This window comes from Nitrosomonas sp. Nm34, from assembly GCF_900113925.1.
GTDB lineage: Bacteria > Pseudomonadota > Gammaproteobacteria > Burkholderiales > Nitrosomonadaceae > Nitrosomonas.
On sequence record NZ_FORD01000048.1, the window covers coordinates 1 to 19108 of the forward strand.

The following is a 19108-nucleotide window of genomic DNA, read 5'->3' on the forward strand; positions in this document are numbered from 1 at the left end:
CGTTTGGCGCGCTCGTACTGATACGCGTCCGGATAATTCTTGATGTCCTGCGCCAACATTTCCATGTTGATCTTGGTGGCAGGTTTGTTGCGGGTGGTCTTGGGATCGGGAGTTTTGATCCAACGCATCACGCTGGCGACCCCTACATCAAAACGCTTGGCCACTTGTACGATTGAGAGGTTCTCCTTCTCACGAACGGATAATACTTTACGGCGAAATGATATCGGATAGGTCATCTGCAAATTACAATCAATTTATAGGAGACATGCTATATTTAATGCCGAGTCTTCTAGCCAGTGTTTCACTTGGCTCCACAGAAAAATACCGCCACGCCGTACCATTTATGGCAAGTAAGGCTTTCGATGTTGCAGCAACGTCACAGATAGCTTTTCAAGGGAGTGCCATGCACAGAAAAAAGTTGGGGCTGTGTGTCAGTTGGATTATTGCGCGCCTTCATCAACTGCAATGGCTGATTAGGCGGCACACGAGGACCAACGGAACACAACCTCGATCGGCGAGTGATCGCTAAGACCGCGCTCTCGGAGCTCGTGGAGATACTTGCACTGCTCTGCCTTCAGGACCGGCGACGCGAACACATGGTCGAACCGACGCTCGAACTAGCTCTTGCTTTGTCGGCATACCCAACTCGCATCCATCCTGTCATAACCATGAAGCTGACGGTAAACATCGGGTAAGCCCCACTTCGCGAGACCGGTCAAGACTTGCCGCTCGCCACGATCCCAGTCAGACCCAGCACGGCCGTGTATTGTCCTGGCAATTCGCCAGCCATTGAATCCTGGGCGCTGTCCCCAGGTCACGACCTCTCCGGTCGATAGTTCCTCACGGGGTGTATTGAAATCTCCGCAGAGGATTCTTGGCCGTTCTTCTGGGCACGCAAGCCCGGCGTACAAGCCGTCTAGATGATCGATCTTTATCCATTTGTTGCTCGACCCGGGTGGAACATGTGTGTTGTGGATCTCCACACGACCTGCCAACGTCAGCAGGGTTACGCTGAGCACACGCTCCGGCCATGGCACCGTAAAGCGGCTCGGAGTCTCTGAAATGAGCTGGCAGTGGCTCGCAGTGAGTTGACCGTATCGACGGCGGCCAGTTAGCTCACTCCGCGACCCTGCCAAGGAAAATGAATCCGCCACATGGCGAAGACCAGCGTTTGCAAGCATGGTGCGCAGGGCAAAAATCGTTGTCGGCGTGACTTCCTGCAGCGCTACGACGTCAGGCTTTAGAGCCATCAGCGCTGCAACCTGATTCTCTAGGTCTCGCTGCCGAGAGTTGAGGTTCCACGAAATTAGACGCATATAATCACAAAGTAACTAATATTCAGCCGCGAGCATGCCAAAGGTAAGATGGTCGGCAAGAATCTTCAGCAGGATACGCTGCCAATTTCACACGAACTCTCTCCAATTACGCATTCTATACGTGACTCTTGCCATAACGTTCACTTTCATGCTTCGGCAGTGAGTGCTCGTATACCTGGAGAAATTTCATTCTCAAGTGCGCGAATTGATTGAATAATTTGTGTGCCGAGCTGCCGAGTATTGAACTCGTTGCCACGGCTATTCAGGAGGCCAACATTCAGCTGTACTGCAAGTTCTCTGAGGACAGGTTTGACTGGCTGCACCACCATACCTTCATGCTCCACCTCAATGGTTCCACTCTCAAGCTCTCGCACCAAGTAGCTTCTATATCGAACTTCACTTGTAGTAGCGGCTCTGCGGTTTGGCCTTGTGCAGGTGAGAAGCTTGGACAGCGAGAGTGTGCACCTTCCCGCTGCAGCAGGTGACAGCATTGGCATGACGTCTGCGACGGGAGCATCTAAGAGGACTTCGATTTGCATCTCCTCCGTATTCATTCGTAGCACGATCACGCGATCCACAAATTCCAGAGAGTTCGCATTGAATGCAACATGACCAGCGACGCTCATCATGGCCGTTGTTTTGACCGATATGCGCTCTCCATTTCCGCTCACCACGTCATAACCAGGCTGATTCACCTGTTGGGCCATCTGCCCATTTGAGATGAGAGCAGCGTAAAGCTCGCCGATCCGACCACAGAGATGGCGCAATTCCGTCGGCTCAACTCCCCATAACAGCTCTCGCTCGAACCATGCCATAGCCTCCCCAAGTGATTGGATAAGCTGCATCTGTGTAAGAGCCATGGATTCTCCTCAGGTGGGTCTAACTAAAATTGGAAGTTTGAAACAACGCAGTATATTATATTATCGTCATGTTCTTGGAACTTCATATAGCTTAATTTAGATGACATACAGCTAGTAAAACAGACAAATGCTATATCTTTGTTGCTGTAAGTGCCAAATGTATAAAACATATACTAAAACAATACGATTGCTTGTTAGGCAATAGTAATGAACTGACTCTGTAGTTGGTTGGTATAATGATTAAGGAATCTTTCCTTTGCCTGAGATCGCAAAGCTAGTGCATTGGATAACAGCAATATGCAGGCAGTGAATCTTGATAGCTCCTGTAAACGGTTAGAAAGAATTGAAATCATGTTCAGATACCAGCACTGTCATTCTGTGGTTGTAGTTTCCTTGATCCTGAGCGTTTTAGTGGGATCCTGTAATACCTTGACACCACAGGTATCCTCGAAGGTTCTCATCCGTGGTGCTGCCCTTATTATCACCATGGATTCCCAAGTAGGTACTGGCGAATTAGGAGTAATCGAGCATGCCGATATATTGCTGGATAGAGATAAGATCGCTAAAGTAGGTAAAAACCTACAGGCAAGTAGCGCTCATGTTGTGGATGCGACGGGTAAGATTGTCATGCCAGGTTTCGTTGATGGACATAACCATCTCTGGCAATCACTCATCCGTGGCTGTGGCGCTGACAAGAATCTCATTGGTTGGCTGGATACTTGTGTATTCCCCCTATTTAATCCTGACATTGCACTCACTGAAACCGAGGCTTACGCGGGCGTTCGGCTCAGCACTCTGGACCTGATCAACACCGGGGTCACCACCACGGTCGACTGGTCGCATGCCTTTACTCCCCAGTTCGTGCGGGGGAATATTCGCGCCCTCGGTGACTCTGGATTGCGCTTTGTGTTCGCGTATCTTGGCACTGCCGATCCTGCCAGCATCGCGGATATCAAGCTCGTCAAACAGACACTGATTGACCCCAACCCTAGAGCTGCTTTTCAAGTCGCTTCCCATCCATCGGAATCACTTCAAGCTGATCTTACCGCGATGTCTAATCTGGCCAAGGAATTAGGCGTGAAACTGCACGTGCATTTGCTGGAAAACATTGCGCAGCGTGAGGATAAAGTATTCTCTGTACTCAGAGACGCGAACGCACTGGGGTCGGATCTGCTAGGAGCCCATGGGATACACCTCACGGATCAAGAAATTAATACCCTGGCTGAACATGATGTGCGCATCTTGCATAACCCTCTTAGCAATATGCGGCTAGCCTCTGAGGTCATCCGCCTACCCGAGCTGAAGCAGGCCGGAGTCCAGGTCGGCCTGGGCATTGATGGCGGTACCAATGACGCGAGTGATATGTTTAACGATATGCGTGCCGCACTGGGGTTGCAACGCGCTATATCACTCCAGCCTGGCATATTTCATCGCGTCGCTGACGTGCTACGCATGGCTCCGGTGGATGGAGCCAAGCTGTTAGATATGTTTGATCGCATCGGCTCCCTAACGCCTGGTAAAAAAGCCGACTTGATCATCATCAATCCGGGCAAGGTCAACTTTGCTCCGAGTTTCGAGTGGGCCAATCAAATCGTCTTTAACGGCCAACCCGTGAACGTTGAATGGGTATTTATCGATGGGAAAGCCTTGAAAAGAAAGGGAGAGCTGGTAGGGGTGAATGCTGAAACCGTTATGGAAGCGGCGCATAAGGCTGCCTCCCGCATCAGGCATGATTTACTCCATTAAAAATGGTACTAAAAAAGGATTAACTCACCAGGTAGATACAGTTTTGCCATCCCATATTTTTAAAGGAGTCAGTTGCTAATCAAAAGTAATTACCGGGATTGCTGCCTATGTCCTGATTGATTCTATCGGTCTGGCTCTTTAATGAAGAGATGAGGAGAAATGATTAACTCGGCACGCTCGGCTGCCTTGCGATTTCTCAAGATTTTAGTATCATCTCCCTAAAAATGCCGCAACGCCGCAATAATGATGTCTGGCATGGGTTTTGGCGTAGTGATAACGTGGCGGATGAAGCTCGGTGGCGCAACGCGCCGGCGCGCCCCGGGGCAGGGACGTTGCGGGGATGTGGCGTTTTATCGCAACGTGGAGTGCTATGCCTGGCATGGCTTTCGGGGAAACGTTGCAGCATGGCGGCAAATTTCAGGGGGTTGCGCGCGCTTCTCCCCCGCCACTACCCCCTGTGGTGCGTGCCAGCATCCCCTACTCGACGATTTCCTAGCGCAGTACGATTTTCAGGCCGCTTCTGTGCTGTTGCATTAATGTATATCAAGTAGGCAATGCCGCTTGTAGAAAAAGAGTCAGTGCACGCCAGGCGAGCAGCGGCGTATTCACACTTTAAGCCATTCTTTGTCCATAAGCAGAGGGATGTGTTTGCCCGCAATAACAATCATATGGATCAAGACAACCAATTCATGGTAAATATTGCCGTAATGGCGATGTTACACACTCATTCTTGAGGTTTGCTTAATTCTGTAAATTCTACAGCCGCTGAGATTCAAAAAGATATTTTCATAGAGAATGGGATACCTTAGAATGAGATTCTTTGTATCCGGGCTTGTCCAACAATTGCTTCAGATTGTGATTAGCCTCGCTCGCACAATCAACTCAACGCATTTCTATAGAACAAAGGAGATAGCATGCAACTTGCTAGGTTAGATTTCATTTTTGATTTAATGCATTGCGTTATCACGAAGCTCTAATTCTAACTCGGCCTTGCGAGCATCTGTTTACCATGAATTCAACTATGCAGGTGGAGATGGCCGCGTTATGAGTTCACTGGCGATTGCGTGCGTGATGTTCGTGTGTTTGCTGGTGAGCACCTGGGCTGCAATGGGGGTCGCCCGGCGGTTGCCCGAGCACCACCTCAACAAAGAATCCAAGGATGTAATCACACTCGGGCTGGGTGTGATCGGAACTTTGACTGCCTTGGTCCTCGGTCTATTGGTCGACGCAACCAAAGGAACTTACGACGCACAGAGCGGGACAGTCAAGGAACTCGCCGCCGAAGTGGCTGTGCTCGACCGCGTCCTGAACCGGTACGGGCCGGAAGCTGGCGAAGCTCGGGGTCGGCTCCGCGCGCTCGCTGATGCCTTGCTGGAGCAGGTGTGGCCCCAGGAGATTACCACCACAATCGACTTCAGCGGTGGGCCAACGAGGCAGACGGGGGAGGCCTTCTTCGATGCGGTCGCGGCGCTTGAGCCGAAAACTGACTCCCAGCGCCTACTCAAATCGCGCGCGCAAAAGATGGCCGTGGAGATGGGCCAGCTCCGCCAGCGCCTCGTGGTTAATAGCGAGCGCTCGATACCGACTCCATTGCTGGTGGTGCTCGGCGTCTGGCAGGCGGTTCTGTTCGCCGGGCTCGGGCTGCTGGCCACCCGTAACGCGACTACCATTGCCGTACTGGTCGTCTGCATGCTGTCGATGTCGAGTGCCCTCTTCCTGGTACTGGAACTCGATCGTCCATTCGACGGGACGATTCGTGTGTCCGATACGTCGCTCCGAGCGGTGATATCTCATCTGGGAGAGTGATCACTTCCACTCATTCCAGCTCGCTACTCCCGGCAATAACGTCCACCTAAGCACGCACTCCGCATGACAGGCATGATGCCGCTCTGTTGCGTTTGATTCATTACACCGACTCCTATACCTGGCATGATTTTCTGGGAAGATTACGGTGGAATCAGCCTCCAGGATGACTTGATTCAGCTCAGGAAGCGTACCCCTCCGGTCTTAAGATCATATACAGTTCCTACCAGGATGACATGCCTCTCCTTCAGTGCGCGTTTTGCTTCTGGAAACATGAGCAGTTGTTGCATTGACCAGCGAACGTTCGCTTCCACTGCTGCATGCAACAGGTTCTTCCAGCTCTGATTGAAATCGAGCCCCCTCAAACCGGGTTTGATCAGCTTGATGAGGGATTCGATATGTTCGGGTTCCTGGGCATGATGGAGTATCGCATCCAGCGTTGCCGCCACCGCTCCGCAACCCCCGTGTCCCAGCACGACAAAGAGCGGTGTGTGAAGGTGTGACCCGGCGTATTGCAAAGAGCCGACCACATCTTCAGCGATGATGTTCCCGGCAAGGCGAACCGTAAAGATATCGCCAAACCCTACGTCGAAAATGAGCTCTGGCGGCACACGCGAATCGCTGCATCCTATCACGGTGGCAAAAGGTTTTTGAGTATCAACGAGCAAGCTGCGCCAGGAAAACTTCTCATGCGCATGAAACGATTTCTCAGCCATGAACCGCTGGTTCCCACGCTTCAATCGGTCCAATGCCTCGGTAGCATTACGAGGATAGGGTTCAGTACTGAGCGCATCTGGATCAGTCTTATTGGTGGCCGCACAAGAAGTCACACCGAGACTCAGACAGCAAGCCCCAAGCAACAATTGCCTTCGGGTAATGGTCGGATTGGTCATGGGCTAACTCCATTCATCTGTTTTGTATATATGGACAAATATACTCATTACTTTCCATCAGCTACATAGGAAGATGGGTCACATTACTTTACCCTTTGTGGTCTATCGGGCCTGACTGTGCCAATTGAATCTGTTTTATAAATCCTGTCGCCGATTATCCTGCTTTGATTCTGGCTTCCGTTATTCCTCGTGCCGATGCTATCGGTTGGAAGGATCCGTCCATCCCGTTGAATGACATAGGACGGCCTATCTGTGACAACAGTACGTATTGAATCCGTTTGATAGAGGCGTCTTTCCTTTGGTGCTTGTTCATCATTGCTAAAGGCTAATAAGCTAACCGTTAATAGCATGATCATGAGTGTTCGAGACATATTTTGGTTCTCCTATGTGAATACACAAACCAATCTCTCACGGGTTCTAGCTACTACCACCTTTCCAGATCGCCGATGCTTATGGTCTGATCGCCCCACACTATCCGGGAGCGGTACTGGCGCCTCAACTCCTCGTCGACCAGACTCGCTGTCTTCTTCTCCATCATGACTGCGGATACTAGCGCGTCGATTGCAGTAGTGTTTACGAATACGTACTCCACGCCGTTCTTCAAATCATGGACGATCGTCTGGCTCACCAGCCTTTTGTTTCTCATGTTCACCCTCCCTGTTATACTTATCCCTGAATTCGTCGTAGGCTACCCTTCGTCTTTCTGGCATCGCCCGGCACATGTCGATGGCCGTGTCCAGGTCGAGCATTTTTATGAGTCAGAACACCCTCCACACGTCCGCGTTGACTGCACCCTTCCTCTGCGACACGAGCATCTCCCTCGCCCCCTCTACCGAGATCGTGTAGTGGTTTGTCGACGCCGTTGACCCCGGAGAAGCTAACCCCCCTTCACGACCGCGTTACCGATGCACCTACCGCCCCGGGTATTGAGGCAGCTGCCCACCTCGAACGGTCTCTCGGTACGCCTGATGAAGCCGCCGAACTTGCTGAAATCTACATCTACCATGTGGTACCCTCCTGATAAAAGTAATATTGTTAATCGGAAAAGCGGAAGAGGAAGAGGCGCCTGTGGCCCCGCACCCGGCCACCCTGCGACTCCCCGGAGTTTCGCGTCACGCCTCCCCCGAAAATACCGCCACGCCGCAACATCAATGTCCAGCATGGGTTTCAGCGTTGCGGCAGCGTTGCGGATGAAGCCGGGATGCGCCACGACGCAACAGGGTGTGTCCCAGCCGGGCGCGTTGCGTTTGATCCGCCATACCGAGACCCACGCCGGGCATTGGTTTTGGGGAAACGTGGCGCCGTGGCGGCAAATTTCCAGGGTAACGCGCCCCTTTCCCCCTGTGGTGTCGGCCGGTCCGTTCGCCCGCGGCGCCACCCGACTTCGACACTTGCGCGCATACGGGGGCAAAGGCGGTGAAGGCGGCGCACCGGCGTGCCATACCCAGAGGGACACGTGCTCTCCCCTGCTGGCGTCAGTCGGTGGCCCCCAGGATGGCCGGCGATTCGGGCAAGTCCAGCATATAGTCCCGTAGCCAATGGTACTGCTGGGCGCAAACCTCAGAGAACTCCTGATCCTTGCTGAAAGACAGGTGTCTGTAGGCGTAGAGGCAGACGGTTATGCCGAGGGCGTCCGCTGACAGCATGCCCTCGTAGCCGTTATGGCAGGTGACGCGGAAGGCTTGCTCCGAGTCAGTCGGGCGCCATGTAGAAGCCACCGTTGCTCAGCGTGTAGTACACCCAGTAGCCGCCGTCGTAATCTGTGGACAGCCTTTCGGCGAACGTGTACACGAGCGGCTCAAGGTTCAAGGGAAAGCGGATGCCGAAGATGGCCGCGGCATGCTCGATGCGCTGGTCTTCGGCTACCAGCCGGCGGGTGACGGTTGGATTGGTGGTCATGTTTGCTCCTTTGTATGTAGTAAGTATATCGATAGAAGATGGAGGGCAGCGCGAATGAACGCACTGCTCCCCCGCGTGTGGCTTCCCTGCCCTTCCTCCAAGCGTGCGCAATCCTCCGCATGAACGCAGATGAGAGATGCTGCTGAGAGAAGACGGAGTAGGAAGCTGGTTAGGAAGCTGGTCTGGAACTGAAAAGGAAATGTGATGGGGCGCTGGGGAGGGTTCAATCTGGAGCGCACTCCGCGAGCTCTTCGGGACTGAATCCCGCCATCAGGCTGGCCTGCGCCTTGACTGCATCGGCCAACGCCTCATCCGGCATGTCCCAGGTGAGCACCTCGTTGACTGCGTCGAGTAGGAAGTTTTGGTACGGCATGATAGGTCTCCTGTAGTGTTTTTGGTTGAAGTAAAGAACGCCGCCCGCAAACGCGAGCAGTGCCGTGAACAAGAATGGATCCAGCACCCAGCTCAGCAGTGCCAGGCTCATCATTCCCCGCCAGCGGGTACTGGCGTGGACGAGGCTGTACAGTGTGATCAGCACGAAGAATGCAGTAATGGCGGTGCTCAATGGTTTTTCTCCTTGTGTAGGTAATTGGAAAAAGCGACTATTGAGGTTGAAAAGACGTTGAAGAAGTGACAGCTTGAAAATGGCTCGGTATAGGGTCGGTATTGCAGGGGTGCTTCATTGCGAAGCTGAGAAACCCTTGTGTTGCTTCAGGTTATGGGTGTAGAAGAAAACTCACCCACGGAATTCAACTCCGTAGCTCAGCTGGTGGCGGCGCTTTCCGCAGTGGGCTTCCCTTTCTTGCCGCGCTTGGCGTGCTGTAGAGCGGATTCGGGCGTTTGCTTGCCCTCCTCTGCTTTCAGTGGGACAGCTGAGTTGATGAGTTTCTTGATACCCGCCACGAATTCAGCGGGATCGACGCGCTCATAGCCTCGCTGCTTGTCGCCCAGCGGTTTCACCAACCCTTCGCCTTCAGCACGGCCAACAGGAAGGCAGGCGTGTTCAGCGAGCGGCCATTGAACAACGAAAATAGGATGTGCGACACGATGGGTTTACCCTTCGGTTGTCGATCGAAGGCCTCCTGGATGGCGATGAATGAAATCCACTCGTCGCTGTAGAAACCCCCGCCGGTGTTGTCCGCTATCCGGAAGTGGACTTCGGATGCAGCCGTGCAGCCGAAGTGGTAGATCAGCGTGGACTTGCCCGAGAGCGAACGGCAGGTGCCCTCCTTAAGGACACGGATGGCGGGCTTGGGGACTTCGGATTTGGAGCGTTTCATAGACAGAACTCCTTTGTGGATATGGATGATTGAAGGAATGTTTCTTTCATATAAGATGCTCCAATTTCCGCAAATCCCTGACTGGCCTAAACATTGCGATACCGCTGTAATGCAGATTGAGTACATTGGCAAGATCGAGGATGGCGACCTCTTCCCCACCGTTATCTGCAATGAGCTGGTGTGCAAGATCGAGATCGTAGACAAGCAGATGTTGGGTTATACCGTCAGGAAAGTCACTTCAATAAGCACAGAGGGATGTCGACGAAGAAGATCGATTAGCGCTAGGCATTCGGCGTGAGCTCTCTCCATGTTGGCCTCGAACTCCATGATGGTTGACCTCTCCTCGAAGTCCTCGCGCAGGTTGGGATCGAGCCTGGCGACGATGTCGGCAACGAGCGGATTCAGTGGTGTTTCCATAAGTGTCTCCTTATTAGCGGTTTAGAAATGTAAATCACCCAGCCCAGCGGGAAGCACGGGGTGGGAGGTGGGTGGAAATCTGGGAAACTGTGAAACTGGAATTCTGGAAAACTGATACTCGGGAATGCAGATGGGATGAGATGCGGGGAGTCAGGGCTACGCCAGCGCTGCCGCCTGTGCCGGTACCGCGTATTCAGCGCACATCGCCAGCAGGTCGCCATCGACGCCATGCTGCTTCGGGATGAAGATACCGACGCCGAAGCCCTCGCCGTTGAAGATGAAGACCATCTCGTAGCAACTCTCGTGTTCCTCCAGCGCTTCGAAGGATGGCGTGAAATCAGGTTCTCCGTAGCAGGTGTTGTCGAAGGAGTTGCGCAGGATGGGGAAGCCGATTTCCCGCTCCAGGGCTTCGGCGCTGTCGCCGGGTTCCACCACGACCATGTAGCCGTGGAGGTCGTAGTCGTAGGGTTCGCCAGCACAGACTTCAGAGAATCGCTGCTGCACTAGGCTGGGTATGGCGGGATCGGGGATGCGGTTGGCTAGATGAGGATCATTGAGGACTATCATGGTGTACCTCCTTGAGTGATGGATGAGAAAAAGCAAAACGCCCAGGGCCAGTTGATGTCCGAGGGCGCTTTGTAAGATGCGACGCTTTCAGATTATCGAGCCCATACATAGCGTCGCCGAAGGCTCTTGTGGTTGTTAGGCTAGGTAGATGTTTTTATACTCAAAAAGAAAGGTCGAATGAGCAAAGTAATCAACTCTGCCAGATTCATTGGGGTTTACTGAAATTGTGACGTAAGCGTAACGAATGGAATGACCGGTTCAAGAACCGTCGGTTGCTGAAAGCGATGAAGTATTCCACCGACTGAATTTGAAATGGCGTATTCTTGACAATTGAAGGAGTCAGCTAATGCGGCCTGACTCGAACTAAAAAGCCTCCAGAAAAACCGGGGTGATTCAGTTTAAGGGTGCGCGTATTGATGGATAGCTGGTATATGCGGCAATATTTTATCAGCACGATGCTCAATCGCGGCTTTCATGTAATTGGTCAGGTCAGAAGAGATACCCGTCTATATAATCTACCTGCGCCGAGATTGGAGCGCCAACGGGGGCGAAGCCGGCAATACGGCGAGAAGCTTACGCCCGAACAGGCTGAGTAGTTGCATCGTTGGATGGCTACCTTGCATATCTATGCTATGGCAAAGAACAACGTGTCCGTTTGCGCAGCCCCCTGGCAAAAGCGCGCTTTCTGAACGGTCGGTTGGTTCGGGTTGTCTGGTGCGAATTTGAAAATGACCATATGCCTCTGGCCAATGGGAAATAGCCAGTCTTCTGCTGAGCACTGATACCACGTTAACCGCAGAACAGATCGTAGAAAGCTATAGCCTGCGCTGGTCGATTGAACCCATGTTCAATCAACTGAAACAGGCTTGGGGAATGAAAGAGGCATGGCAGCAAACACGACCAACACTTCATCGCTGGATACACATTACCATGACAGGCTACGGCCTGGTACAGCTATTGAGTTGCTTGAACAGCCAGGCAGTGGCAGTACTGTATCAGCATTCCCCATAGCGCAAGCATCAGCCTCAAACTGCCGGGCAGATTCGTAAAGCACAGGTCAATATTTTAAGACATGTCGCTATTCGGTCATGGTGGCATGCAAAGTATAAAAAATTCATGCAACCAGATTGGAATAAAAATTGGAATTCAGGATAGGAATAACGCAACAACATGTCATACAACAAAAAGATCAAGTGCTTTACGTCATTTAAGTTGGAAAAAATCCCAACTTTGGGACATGGCTTACTCTAAACTCTAGAATGTCAATTAACTTTAAATAATGAATTTGATATTCTGATTCAATGAGGCATACATGAAACAGTATATTCGTTGCTGGGTTAGTGGACGGGTGCAAGGTGTCTGGTATCGGGCATTTGCTCAGGAAAAAGCCCGAGAATTGGGTATTTCCGGATATGCTAAAAACCTGCCGGATGGTCGAGTAGAAGTGCTGGCCTGTGGCAGTAAGAATGCGCTTGAGAAATTGCGCCAATGGTTATGGCAAGGTCCCAGCCACGCTAAAGTAGACCATGTGCACTGGCAGCCGGTTGCTAAAGAGAATTGCGAGGAAGAATTCTATATCATTTAAAGTTGATATAGATGATAGAGGTAATAAAGGACGTACCGCGGTTTTGCTGGCAGGCGAAAGCTTACCGCCAGTTGTTTTTTGTCATAAAGATGAAGAATCAGGTCCCTTTTCCTTCCTGCTCTGCTTATATTTGTGGTAGAAGCGCTGGTGAAGATCATGCACCTGCTCCGCGAGGGCGGCTACTGGACCCTCTACTTGGACACCGGGGACAACCTCCTGGATCCGCAAGGCCCGCACGGGAGGCGCGGCACTCCCCAGCTCGGTGAACCACGCGGCCAGCTGTTCGGAAGAACTTGCGTACACAATGCGGCCTAGTCCAACCCAGCCATGCGCGGCGGCACACATTGGGCAATGCTCACCTGAGGTGTACACAGTTGCCGCCGCTCGTTCCTCAGAGGTCATATTCGCCGCGGCCCAGCGCGCCAACTCGAATTCTGGATGGCGAGTTGGGTCGCCACTACCGACACGATTGCGATCCTCAGCGAGCACGGTCCCATCCGCCGCGACGAGCACAGACCCAAATGGCTCATCGCCTGCTTCCAGTGCCTCGGTCGCGAGCTCTACGCAACGGCGCAGATTTTGTAAGTCGGTATCGGTCAGCATAATAGTCTCCTGAGATTTGTCACTACGCTTTTGCCTGTATTCTAGGCGAAGAAAATAACGGCAAATCTGAATGGCAATGCTTAATTCCATTTTTAAATCAAACACGACGCGAAGACAAGCCGCAGACAGCATTAAATAATACAGCAAGGAAAGCCGCCAAAGTTAGATTTGATTTAGAAATGGAATAACTACAATTAGCTATCCTAAATGACGCAACCTAATTAACGTGAGTTCGATATAAGGATCAGATCACCACAGATGGAAGAGCTTGAGGGAGTATGATATTAAGGGAGGGTTTCTTCTCGCGGAAAGTATAGGCCACCAGCCCAGCTATCAGATTAATAAACAAATTAAATGGGCTGCGATGGCGAGAATGTTCGATTTGCGAGACATTTTTCAATTGGTCGTTGATATAGCCGATCCTATATAAAATGATTCAAAAATGCATGTGCAGCAAAGAGCTGCTCGACGGAACATCTTTCCTTTTTCTGATTGCTTTAGCCTGGGCCCACTTTGGCTCAATATCATTGGAGTCTGGAGAATAAGACGGAAATTATTCAAGCGTGTGCCCGGCACTGGCAATGGCGGTTTGGATACCCTGCCGTTCGTGGAATGTCGCGTTGTCCATGACGAGCACGCAGCGCTGACTCCAAGCCGTTTGGCTCGCTCGTACTGATACACGTCAGGATGATCCTTGACGTCCTGCGCCAGCATCTCCATGTCGACCTTGGTTGCGGGCTTGTTGCGGATTGTCTTGGGATCGGGAATCTTGATCCAACGCATCACGCTGACGACACCTACGCAGAAACGCTGCGCCACTTGCGCAATCAAGAAACCTCTCACTCTCCAATAGATAATACCTTGCGGCAGAATGGTATCGGATATATTCTCTATACTTAACTTGCAAGCGCACCCTGTTCGGCTTCTTGAAGAACTTGGATAATTCCGGAAATGCTTTCCACCGTAGGGTTTTCTCTCGAGACAAGCATGCGAATGATCGTATATACGGACCTTCCAGTAGGCTCTCCACGACGGGAAATTAATCCTCATCCACGCTAGGCTTGCTCGACTCAAAATAGGTAGTGACATGAACACTTCAATTCTCTTTCAGATGGTGCTGTTCCTTGCCTCGGCCGTGATTATCGTGCCATTATCGAAGCGGCTCGGCCTTGGCACAGTGATCGGATTTTTAGTAGCAGGTGGGCTCATCGGCCCGTGGGGGTTACGGCTGGTAGCCGACGTAGACGAAATGCTGCACCTCTCGGAACTTGGCGTTGTATTGTTGCTTTTTATCATCGGGCTGGAGCTGCAACCGTCACGTCTGTGGGCATTACGCAGACGGGTGTTTTTACTGGGCAGTGCACAAGTGTTCGGTACGGGCGTGGTACTGGCATTGGGCGGACATCTGCTTGGATTGCCGATAACAACAGCAGTTATCGCAGGGCTCGTGTTGTCGTTTTCATCGACGGCGTTTGCGTTGCAGCTGCTCGCGGAACGTAAGCAACTTACCACGCACTTCGGGCGTATGTCGTTCGTGATACTACTGTTCCAGGATCTAGTGGCGATTCCGTTACTGGCTATCGTACCGTTGCTTGCGGATGGTACCAGCATAGATCAAGCGGACGGGTTCGCAGCCGTGGGCATAGCGATCGGAGTGATCTTGGCAGTCGTCATGGGTGGCCGCCTATTGCTGCGGCCCGCATTGCGTTTCGTCGCCGGCACGGCAAGCCAGGAAATCTTCACCGCAGCGGCGCTACTGATCGTGATGGGCACGGCGCTGTTGCTGCAATTCGCTGGACTCTCGATGGCGCTCGGCGCCTTCCTCGCCGGCGTGCTGCTCGCAGATTCGGAATACCGGCACGAGTTGGAAGCGGACATCGAGCCGTTCAAAGGGCTGCTGCTGGGGCTGTTCTTCATGAGCGTGGGCATGTCGCTCGATCTCGGATTGATCACTAATCAACCGCTCACCATCGTAGGTCTCACACTCGGATTGATCACCGTCAAAGCCGTGCTGTTGTACGCGATTGGTCGATTGTCTGGGCAGGACAACTCCTCAGCGGTCAACATGGCACTGGCCATCTCGCAGGGCGGCGAGTTCGCGTTCGTGGTCTTCGCCGCGGCCGGGGCCGCAGGCCTGATGGATACTGCAACAGTAAATCAGCTGGTAGTGGTGGTTTCGCTATCGCTCGTCGCCACCCCATTACTGATTTTCATCAATGATCTGGTCTTCCATTTCGGAAAAACGGGCGGCCCGGCGCGCGAGTTCGATCGTATTGAAATGAGTGAGAACCGCGTGATCATTGCCGGCTTCGGGCGCTTTGGTCAGATCGTGGCACGCAATCTGCGCATCCGCAAAATTTCGTTCACAGCGCTGGAATCGAGCTTCGAGCAAGTGGATTTTGTGCGCAGCTTGGGTAACAAGATCTATTTTGGCGACGCCTCCCGGCTCGATCTGCTGCGCGCGGCCAAGGCCGACAAGGCGGAGGTATTTGTGCTCGCGATCGACGACATTGCGGCGTCGATCAAGACAGTCGAGATCGTGCGCCAGTATTTCCCACACCTCAAAATCTACGCGCGAGCGCGCAACCGCCAGCACGTGTACCATTTGATGGATGCTGGGGTCGAATACATTTTTCGCGAGACCTTCGCGTCCAGCCTGGAAATGGCCGATAGCGTGCTGCAGGGGCTTGGTATCTCGCCGCAGCAAGCACACGAGACCGTGCGGCGCTTTCGGGCGCATGACGAGACGATCTTGCGCAAGCTACACCTGGTGCATCACGATGAAAAACAGCTGATCGCCACGGAAAAACAGGCGGCGGCGCAACTGGAAGAATTGTTCGAACACGACGCGAATGTGGCTGAAGGTAGGGATCGCACAACGGCAAATATGCCCTGAACTTGGGAAGCTACCGACAATCGTAGATATATAAGCTGACAGGAGTGCAACACTAACCGTGAGGAGATGTAGTGTCAGATGGTATATCCATTCCTCCCACAAGCAAAAAAGTTAAGAGGCTAATGGTAGCCATCGCCAGGTGGAAGAACGGATGCACCGCTGAGTCGTAGCGTCAAACTGAAATTCTGTCTTATTTTCTGGCAACGTCAAACAAGCGGGACAACTAATTCTGTTTTGATTCATCCATAATAAGGTAAATAGACATGAGCCAATATCAAATTGCCGTCGTAGTAGGAATTCTTCGCAAGGATTCGTTCAATCGCAAGCTGGCAACAGCCATTGTCAAATTGGCCCCCTCCGAGTTCTCGTTCAAACAGGTTGAAATTGGCGATTTACCTCTTTACAACCAGGATGACGATGCGCAACAGGCACCTTCCGTCAAGCGCCTGAAATCAGAAATTGCCGCAGCCCAAGGCCTGCTATTCTTACGCCCGAATACAACCGCTCAATTCCGGGCGTGCTGAAAAACGCCCTTGACAACGCGTCACGTCCGTATGGCCAGAGCGCGTGGGCGGGCAAACCTGCCGGTGTAATAGGTGTATCGCCCGGCGCCATTGGAACTGCGATGGCACAGCAGCATCTGCGTAATGTTCTCGCCTATCTTGATGTGCCGACCTTGTGCCAGCCGGAGGCATTCATCCAAGCTAAGGAGGGTTTGTTCGATAGTACCGGCAACATTGGGCCCGATAGCAAGGCATTCCTGCAAAGCTGGATGGATCGATACATCGCTTGGGTAAAGAAGCACAATTGAGCGCTTCTATTATCGAAAATTTGGATAAAAACGGCTCGGTGAGGACGAGCTGTTCCGGGTTGATCACTTGACCGGGAAAGAGGCCACACTTGCTGCTGCCAATGGCGGAGTAAAAAGGCACCAATAGCGCTCAACGAAGGTACCATGCAAGTTAATAAAAAAGAGAGGATTAACTCCCAGTCTTCCGCTTCTGATATAGTGTAATGTATACAGAATTCATAAACCGAAGATCCTGAGGAAGATAGTCTCCTCTAAAAAGCGCAGCAAGAGCCGGGATGAAGAAGATTTCGGTTATCTTTTGGTTTGGTGGATTAATTTTCGGCACATACTTATAACTTAAGAACCTCAATTAAATTGATAAGTAAGGGAATAGGTTTCAATATAAACTCAGGAATTATGAATTTTAGATGCCAGATTATCAGCCATTTTTATAAGATTAGCATGGCGCTCAAGTCTATCAAGAAGCCGCTGTGGAATTCCAGATAGGCCAGTTTGGGCACCCGTGAGTGCCCCCGCGAGAATTGCTCGTGCCTGATTCCCCCCCCACCACTGATGGTATGAAGATATGTTGGGGCTTACCCTTCCCGTTTGCTATACATTTGCATGGATAGATTGCTCAATAGACTTAACAACCTATCTAAATTATTAGAATTTTCAAGCGGAAAATAGCATGAGCGACGAATTGCCGGAAGAGCTTACCAAGCTATATAAGTATGTTAGACAATTTGATCGCCGTATCACGAAACTCAGACATAAGACGCTTTTCCACCGACCTATTCTGAGTGTTACGAGCTTTGTTTTGATTTTTGTGCTATTCATTCCGATTGCTGCCGTCACAGTCTTTCTTGTCAACCGCACCCACATGCAGTATGTTTTCCTCACAGGCCCGGTAGGAAGCACTACGGCTTATCTAGCCCCTCGCATCCGATCGATTCTCAACGCGCCAGAACCTATTGAGCAATTACTTCACCTCAATATCGTCCCTAACTTTGCGTTGCGATCATCTTGTGGTGGCCTTGATACGAATGCACAGATAAATGCAGGTATGGCTCATCTTGGATTTGCTGAAGATGGATTTTTCGGGGACACAGCTCCGCTCATGCAATGTTCATCAGCTTCAAATCCAATACAAGCAAATATCAAGGATATGGGAGCAGGTACAAAAATGCGTGTACTACTGAGCTTGTATAAGTCTCCTCTCCATGTCATTGTGCGCTCAAAGCTAGGACTCAGTGATCTCCAGGAGATACCATCCGGCACAAAAGTCTATCTTGGTGGAGATGGGAGTTCGACCAACTTCGTCGGCCAACTGATCGTAAAACATTTTGACCTGAGTATCGATCGAAAGGGTCATACATTAGATTTTGATCAAGCTGCACAAGAGCTCATCAATGGGGAATTCGATGTCGCTTTCTTTTTGGCAGGACTTCGTACCGAAGTACTTAAATCCCTTTTGCAACATAACAGTGAGTTTCAGTTATTGCCTATTGCAAATACCGCGAGTTTAAAAACACTCTTTCCGTACCTTGAATCTTTGACAATTCCACCCGCAGTTTATCCGAACGTTCAGAGTGAAATCCAAACTATCGGCACTCATACCGTTCTGGTGGCATCAACCGCACTCGGAGAATATGAGGCTTACGAAATAACGAAGAAAGTGAGCGAGCATATCCAAGATCTCCTCTGGGATGTACCGCTTAACTTAGCGCGTGTCGTAGATAACGATCCCTCCAAAGATTTATTTTATCCAATTCATAATGGGGCTCGCCGTTTTTTTACTCATAACCCACCATTTTTCTTGGATATCGGCATGCTGACAAGCATTGGTGCTTATTTTTCCGTCATCTATGCTTTTTATGCCATGCTGATTGAGTTTTTCCGCAATTACCGTGTGTATAGATTCCAAACGACCATTGATCTGATTCTGGGGCGTGCACAAATACTTGGAGATTCCTCGAAATCGATGAGACTTAATGCCCATCTTCAGAAGCTCCGCCTTGCTGCACTTCGGCTCATGCGTCGTAGAAAGATCACTTATGATGAGTTCAGTTATATCGAAGAATACATAAAAGCGAACCAACTCTAAATCGGGGTGGTTTAAAAACACAGAACTGCTCAATGGCGAGTCACTTAATCCCCTCCAAACCTTCACCTTTCAATTTTGTATCAGAATTCTTAGAAACTGTTTGGAAAATCCTATTTTATGTCAAGCGCCTCAACATAATGCGGGTCATGGCGATGTAAACCCAGGTTTTGTCCGTGAGTGTTTCTTAACAAAATTAAGCATTACAGAAGAATATCCTCACGCTATGAAAAAATAGCTGGAAATTATATACGGTTTGCCTCAGCATTAATTTGGCTTCGCTAAAATGTCAACAGAATCTATTCATTTGCTTTTTGCCAAACCCCCACAATACCAGCTCCACTTGCAG

The 19108-nt window shown here is 51.2% G+C and carries 26 protein-coding genes and 2 pseudogenes; 11 read left to right on the forward strand and 17 right to left on the reverse strand.

From position 1 onward, the window contains the following. The coding region (locus BM283_RS13875; RefSeq protein ID WP_090692419.1) for an IS630 transposase-related protein at nucleotides 1–236 on the reverse strand (236 nt) is incomplete at its 3' end. Nucleotides 237–277: 41 nt separating this feature from the next. Here BM283_RS13875 and BM283_RS13880 point away from each other — a divergent pair. Beyond that, a complete protein-coding gene (locus BM283_RS13880) occupies nucleotides 278–529 on the forward strand; it encodes a hypothetical protein (RefSeq protein WP_090694132.1) in 252 nt (83 codons plus the stop codon). 88 nt (nucleotides 530–617) lie between these two features. On the opposite strand, the gene BM283_RS13885 is transcribed toward BM283_RS13880, so the two are convergent. Together BM283_RS13885 and BM283_RS13890 are read right to left on the reverse strand one after the other, a co-directional pair. Continuing rightward, nucleotides 618–1316, reverse strand: a complete 699-nt coding sequence (locus tag BM283_RS13885) for an endonuclease/exonuclease/phosphatase family protein (RefSeq protein ID WP_139225284.1) — start codon at nucleotides 1314–1316, stop codon at nucleotides 618–620. Nucleotides 1317–1462: 146 nt separating this feature from the next. Then, nucleotides 1463–2176, reverse strand: coding sequence for a DUF6998 domain-containing protein (locus tag BM283_RS13890; RefSeq protein ID WP_090694136.1), 714 nt, complete (start codon nucleotides 2174–2176; stop codon nucleotides 1463–1465). A gap of 297 nt (nucleotides 2177–2473) precedes the next feature. Between BM283_RS13890 and BM283_RS13895 the strand changes: the two genes are divergently transcribed. The 3 genes from BM283_RS13895 to BM283_RS13910 all read left to right on the forward strand — a co-directional run bounded on the left by BM283_RS13895 (nucleotide 2474) and on the right by BM283_RS13910 (nucleotide 5728). Beyond that, on the forward strand, nucleotides 2474–3922 hold the full coding sequence (locus BM283_RS13895) for an amidohydrolase family protein (protein ID WP_217646538.1): 1449 nt from the start codon (nucleotides 2474–2476) through the stop codon (nucleotides 3920–3922). A 340-nt stretch (nucleotides 3923–4262) separates the two neighbouring features. Beyond that, nucleotides 4263–4418 carry a hypothetical protein gene (locus tag BM283_RS19550; protein WP_217646539.1) on the forward strand — a complete coding sequence of 52 codons (156 nt, stop codon included), beginning with the start codon at nucleotides 4263–4265 and terminating at the stop codon, nucleotides 4416–4418. A 548-nt stretch (nucleotides 4419–4966) separates the two neighbouring features. Continuing rightward, nucleotides 4967–5728, forward strand: a complete 762-nt coding sequence (locus tag BM283_RS13910) for a bestrophin-like domain (protein WP_090694143.1) — start codon at nucleotides 4967–4969, stop codon at nucleotides 5726–5728. 173 nt (nucleotides 5729–5901) lie between these two features. Here BM283_RS13910 and BM283_RS13915 read toward each other — a convergent pair whose 3' ends face one another. The 3 genes from BM283_RS13915 to BM283_RS13925 form a co-directional block, all read right to left on the reverse strand. Continuing rightward, entirely contained in the window at nucleotides 5902–6618 is a 717-nt protein-coding gene (locus BM283_RS13915) for a carbonic anhydrase (RefSeq protein ID WP_090694146.1), read from the reverse strand. A gap of 83 nt (nucleotides 6619–6701) precedes the next feature. After that, nucleotides 6702–6989 carry a hypothetical protein gene (locus BM283_RS13920; RefSeq protein ID WP_090694147.1) on the reverse strand — a complete coding sequence of 96 codons (288 nt, stop codon included), beginning with the start codon at nucleotides 6987–6989 and terminating at the stop codon, nucleotides 6702–6704. A 53-nt stretch (nucleotides 6990–7042) separates the two neighbouring features. After that, nucleotides 7043–7264: a hypothetical protein gene (locus BM283_RS13925; protein WP_090694150.1), complete on the reverse strand. Its 222-nt coding sequence runs from the start codon at nucleotides 7262–7264 to the stop codon at nucleotides 7043–7045. On the opposite strand from BM283_RS13925, the gene BM283_RS18240 reads away from it, so the two are divergent. Further along, nucleotides 7263–7484 carry a hypothetical protein gene (locus BM283_RS18240; RefSeq protein ID WP_139225285.1) on the forward strand — a complete coding sequence of 74 codons (222 nt, stop codon included), beginning with the start codon at nucleotides 7263–7265 and terminating at the stop codon, nucleotides 7482–7484. The two genes, BM283_RS13925 and BM283_RS18240, sit on opposite strands and share 2 nt — an antisense overlap. A gap of 282 nt (nucleotides 7485–7766) precedes the next feature. Here the strand turns inward: BM283_RS18240 and BM283_RS18950 are convergent, their stop codons facing one another. From BM283_RS18950 to BM283_RS13965, 8 genes are all read right to left on the reverse strand, one after another. Next, a complete protein-coding gene (locus BM283_RS18950; RefSeq protein ID WP_175492154.1) occupies nucleotides 7767–7931 on the reverse strand; it encodes a hypothetical protein in 165 nt (54 codons plus the stop codon). 162 nt (nucleotides 7932–8093) lie between these two features. Continuing rightward, entirely contained in the window at nucleotides 8094–8336 is a 243-nt protein-coding gene (locus BM283_RS20645; RefSeq protein ID WP_217646540.1) for an antirestriction protein, read from the reverse strand. Next, nucleotides 8311–8517, reverse strand: coding sequence for an antirestriction protein (locus BM283_RS19560; RefSeq protein ID WP_217646541.1), 207 nt, complete (start codon nucleotides 8515–8517; stop codon nucleotides 8311–8313). The genes BM283_RS20645 and BM283_RS19560 overlap by 26 nt, the downstream gene beginning before the upstream one ends. Nucleotides 8518–8740: 223 nt before the next feature. Further along, nucleotides 8741–9082, reverse strand: coding sequence for a hypothetical protein (locus BM283_RS13945; RefSeq protein WP_090694157.1), 342 nt, complete (start codon nucleotides 9080–9082; stop codon nucleotides 8741–8743). Between the two features lie 197 nt (nucleotides 9083–9279). Beyond that, the gene (locus tag BM283_RS13950; protein ID WP_139225286.1) at nucleotides 9280–9480 is read right to left on the reverse strand and encodes a hypothetical protein; all 201 of its coding nucleotides are present in this window, start codon (nucleotides 9478–9480) and stop codon (nucleotides 9280–9282) included. After that, nucleotides 9474–9797 carry a hypothetical protein gene (locus BM283_RS13955; RefSeq protein WP_090694161.1) on the reverse strand — a complete coding sequence of 108 codons (324 nt, stop codon included), beginning with the start codon at nucleotides 9795–9797 and terminating at the stop codon, nucleotides 9474–9476. The genes BM283_RS13950 and BM283_RS13955 overlap by 7 nt, the downstream gene beginning before the upstream one ends. Before the next feature lie 216 nt (nucleotides 9798–10013). Next, complete coding sequence (locus tag BM283_RS13960; RefSeq protein WP_090694162.1) at nucleotides 10014–10214, reverse strand: hypothetical protein; 201 nt, start codon at nucleotides 10212–10214, stop codon at nucleotides 10014–10016. 156 nt (nucleotides 10215–10370) lie between these two features. Next, nucleotides 10371–10781: a hypothetical protein gene (locus BM283_RS13965; RefSeq protein ID WP_090694165.1), complete on the reverse strand. Its 411-nt coding sequence runs from the start codon at nucleotides 10779–10781 to the stop codon at nucleotides 10371–10373. Nucleotides 10782–11197: 416 nt separating this feature from the next. On the opposite strand from BM283_RS13965, the gene BM283_RS13970 reads away from it, so the two are divergent. The 3 genes from BM283_RS13970 (at nucleotide 11198) to BM283_RS13975 (ending at nucleotide 12366) form a co-directional block, all read left to right on the forward strand. Next, nucleotides 11198–11377 carry a transposase gene (locus BM283_RS13970; RefSeq protein ID WP_139225287.1) on the forward strand — a complete coding sequence of 60 codons (180 nt, stop codon included), beginning with the start codon at nucleotides 11198–11200 and terminating at the stop codon, nucleotides 11375–11377. 175 nt (nucleotides 11378–11552) lie between these two features. Further along, nucleotides 11553–11792, forward strand: coding sequence for a transposase (locus tag BM283_RS18245; protein WP_302848300.1), 240 nt, complete (start codon nucleotides 11553–11555; stop codon nucleotides 11790–11792). A gap of 301 nt (nucleotides 11793–12093) precedes the next feature. Then, nucleotides 12094–12366, forward strand: a complete 273-nt coding sequence (locus tag BM283_RS13975) for an acylphosphatase (RefSeq protein WP_090694169.1) — start codon at nucleotides 12094–12096, stop codon at nucleotides 12364–12366. Between the two features lie 81 nt (nucleotides 12367–12447). Here the strand turns inward: BM283_RS13975 and BM283_RS13980 are convergent, their stop codons facing one another. From BM283_RS13980 to BM283_RS20650, 3 genes and pseudogenes are all read right to left on the reverse strand, one after another. After that, on the reverse strand, nucleotides 12448–13116 hold the full coding sequence (locus BM283_RS13980) for a nucleoside deaminase (protein WP_254776378.1): 669 nt from the start codon (nucleotides 13114–13116) through the stop codon (nucleotides 12448–12450). A gap of 97 nt (nucleotides 13117–13213) precedes the next feature. Continuing rightward, nucleotides 13214–13381, reverse strand: a pseudogene (locus BM283_RS20105) (IS982 family transposase); the annotation flags it as partial. After that, nucleotides 13366–14058, reverse strand: coding sequence for an IS630 transposase-related protein (locus BM283_RS20650; RefSeq protein WP_368086442.1), 693 nt, complete (start codon nucleotides 14056–14058; stop codon nucleotides 13366–13368). The pseudogene BM283_RS20105 and the gene BM283_RS20650, both read right to left, overlap by 16 nt. On the opposite strand from BM283_RS20650, the gene BM283_RS13995 reads away from it, so the two are divergent. The 3 genes and pseudogenes from BM283_RS13995 (at nucleotide 14057) to BM283_RS14005 (ending at nucleotide 18762) form a co-directional block, all read left to right on the forward strand. Continuing rightward, nucleotides 14057–15865 carry a monovalent cation:proton antiporter-2 (CPA2) family protein gene (locus tag BM283_RS13995; RefSeq protein WP_090694174.1) on the forward strand — a complete coding sequence of 603 codons (1809 nt, stop codon included), beginning with the start codon at nucleotides 14057–14059 and terminating at the stop codon, nucleotides 15863–15865. The two genes, BM283_RS20650 and BM283_RS13995, sit on opposite strands and share 2 nt — an antisense overlap. Before the next feature lie 263 nt (nucleotides 15866–16128). Then, nucleotides 16129–16676 (forward strand): annotated as a pseudogene (locus BM283_RS14000) (NADPH-dependent FMN reductase). 670 nt (nucleotides 16677–17346) lie between these two features. Beyond that, entirely contained in the window at nucleotides 17347–18762 is a 1416-nt protein-coding gene (locus BM283_RS14005; RefSeq protein WP_090694176.1) for a TAXI family TRAP transporter solute-binding subunit, read from the forward strand. The last annotated feature ends 346 nt before the right edge of the window (nucleotides 18763–19108 follow it).

Bases quoted from the DNA above. Each gene is read 5' to 3' on its own strand.
- BM283_RS13880 (WP_090694132.1), top strand. From the start codon at position 278: ATGCCGAGTCTTCTAGCCAGTGTTTCACTTGGCTCCACAGAAAAATAC.
- BM283_RS13885 (WP_139225284.1), bottom strand. From the start codon at position 1,316: ATGCGTCTAATTTCGTGGAACCTCAACTCTCGGCAGCGAGACCTAGAG.
- BM283_RS13890 (WP_090694136.1), bottom strand. From the start codon at position 2,176: ATGGCTCTTACACAGATGCAGCTTATCCAATCACTTGGGGAGGCTATG.
- BM283_RS13895 (WP_217646538.1), top strand. From the start codon at position 2,474: ATGCAGGCAGTGAATCTTGATAGCTCCTGTAAACGGTTAGAAAGAATT.
- BM283_RS19550 (WP_217646539.1), top strand. From the start codon at position 4,263: ATGTGGCGTTTTATCGCAACGTGGAGTGCTATGCCTGGCATGGCTTTC.
- BM283_RS13910 (WP_090694143.1), top strand. From the start codon at position 4,967: ATGAGTTCACTGGCGATTGCGTGCGTGATGTTCGTGTGTTTGCTGGTG.
- BM283_RS13915 (WP_090694146.1), bottom strand. From the start codon at position 6,618: ATGACCAATCCGACCATTACCCGAAGGCAATTGTTGCTTGGGGCTTGC.
- BM283_RS13920 (WP_090694147.1), bottom strand. From the start codon at position 6,989: ATGTCTCGAACACTCATGATCATGCTATTAACGGTTAGCTTATTAGCC.
- BM283_RS18240 (WP_139225285.1), top strand. From the start codon at position 7,263: ATGTTCACCCTCCCTGTTATACTTATCCCTGAATTCGTCGTAGGCTAC.
- BM283_RS13925 (WP_090694150.1), bottom strand. From the start codon at position 7,264: ATGAGAAACAAAAGGCTGGTGAGCCAGACGATCGTCCATGATTTGAAG.
- BM283_RS19560 (WP_217646541.1), bottom strand. From the start codon at position 8,517: ATGACCACCAATCCAACCGTCACCCGCCGGCTGGTAGCCGAAGACCAG.
- BM283_RS13955 (WP_090694161.1), bottom strand. From the start codon at position 9,797: ATGAAACGCTCCAAATCCGAAGTCCCCAAGCCCGCCATCCGTGTCCTT.
- BM283_RS13960 (WP_090694162.1), bottom strand. From the start codon at position 10,214: ATGGAAACACCACTGAATCCGCTCGTTGCCGACATCGTCGCCAGGCTC.
- BM283_RS13965 (WP_090694165.1), bottom strand. From the start codon at position 10,781: ATGATAGTCCTCAATGATCCTCATCTAGCCAACCGCATCCCCGATCCC.
- BM283_RS13970 (WP_139225287.1), top strand. From the start codon at position 11,198: ATGGATAGCTGGTATATGCGGCAATATTTTATCAGCACGATGCTCAAT.
- BM283_RS13975 (WP_090694169.1), top strand. From the start codon at position 12,094: ATGAAACAGTATATTCGTTGCTGGGTTAGTGGACGGGTGCAAGGTGTC.
- BM283_RS13995 (WP_090694174.1), top strand. From the start codon at position 14,057: ATGAACACTTCAATTCTCTTTCAGATGGTGCTGTTCCTTGCCTCGGCC.
- BM283_RS20650 (WP_368086442.1), bottom strand. From the start codon at position 14,058: ATGTCACTACCTATTTTGAGTCGAGCAAGCCTAGCGTGGATGAGGATT.
- BM283_RS14005 (WP_090694176.1), top strand. From the start codon at position 17,347: ATGAGCGACGAATTGCCGGAAGAGCTTACCAAGCTATATAAGTATGTT.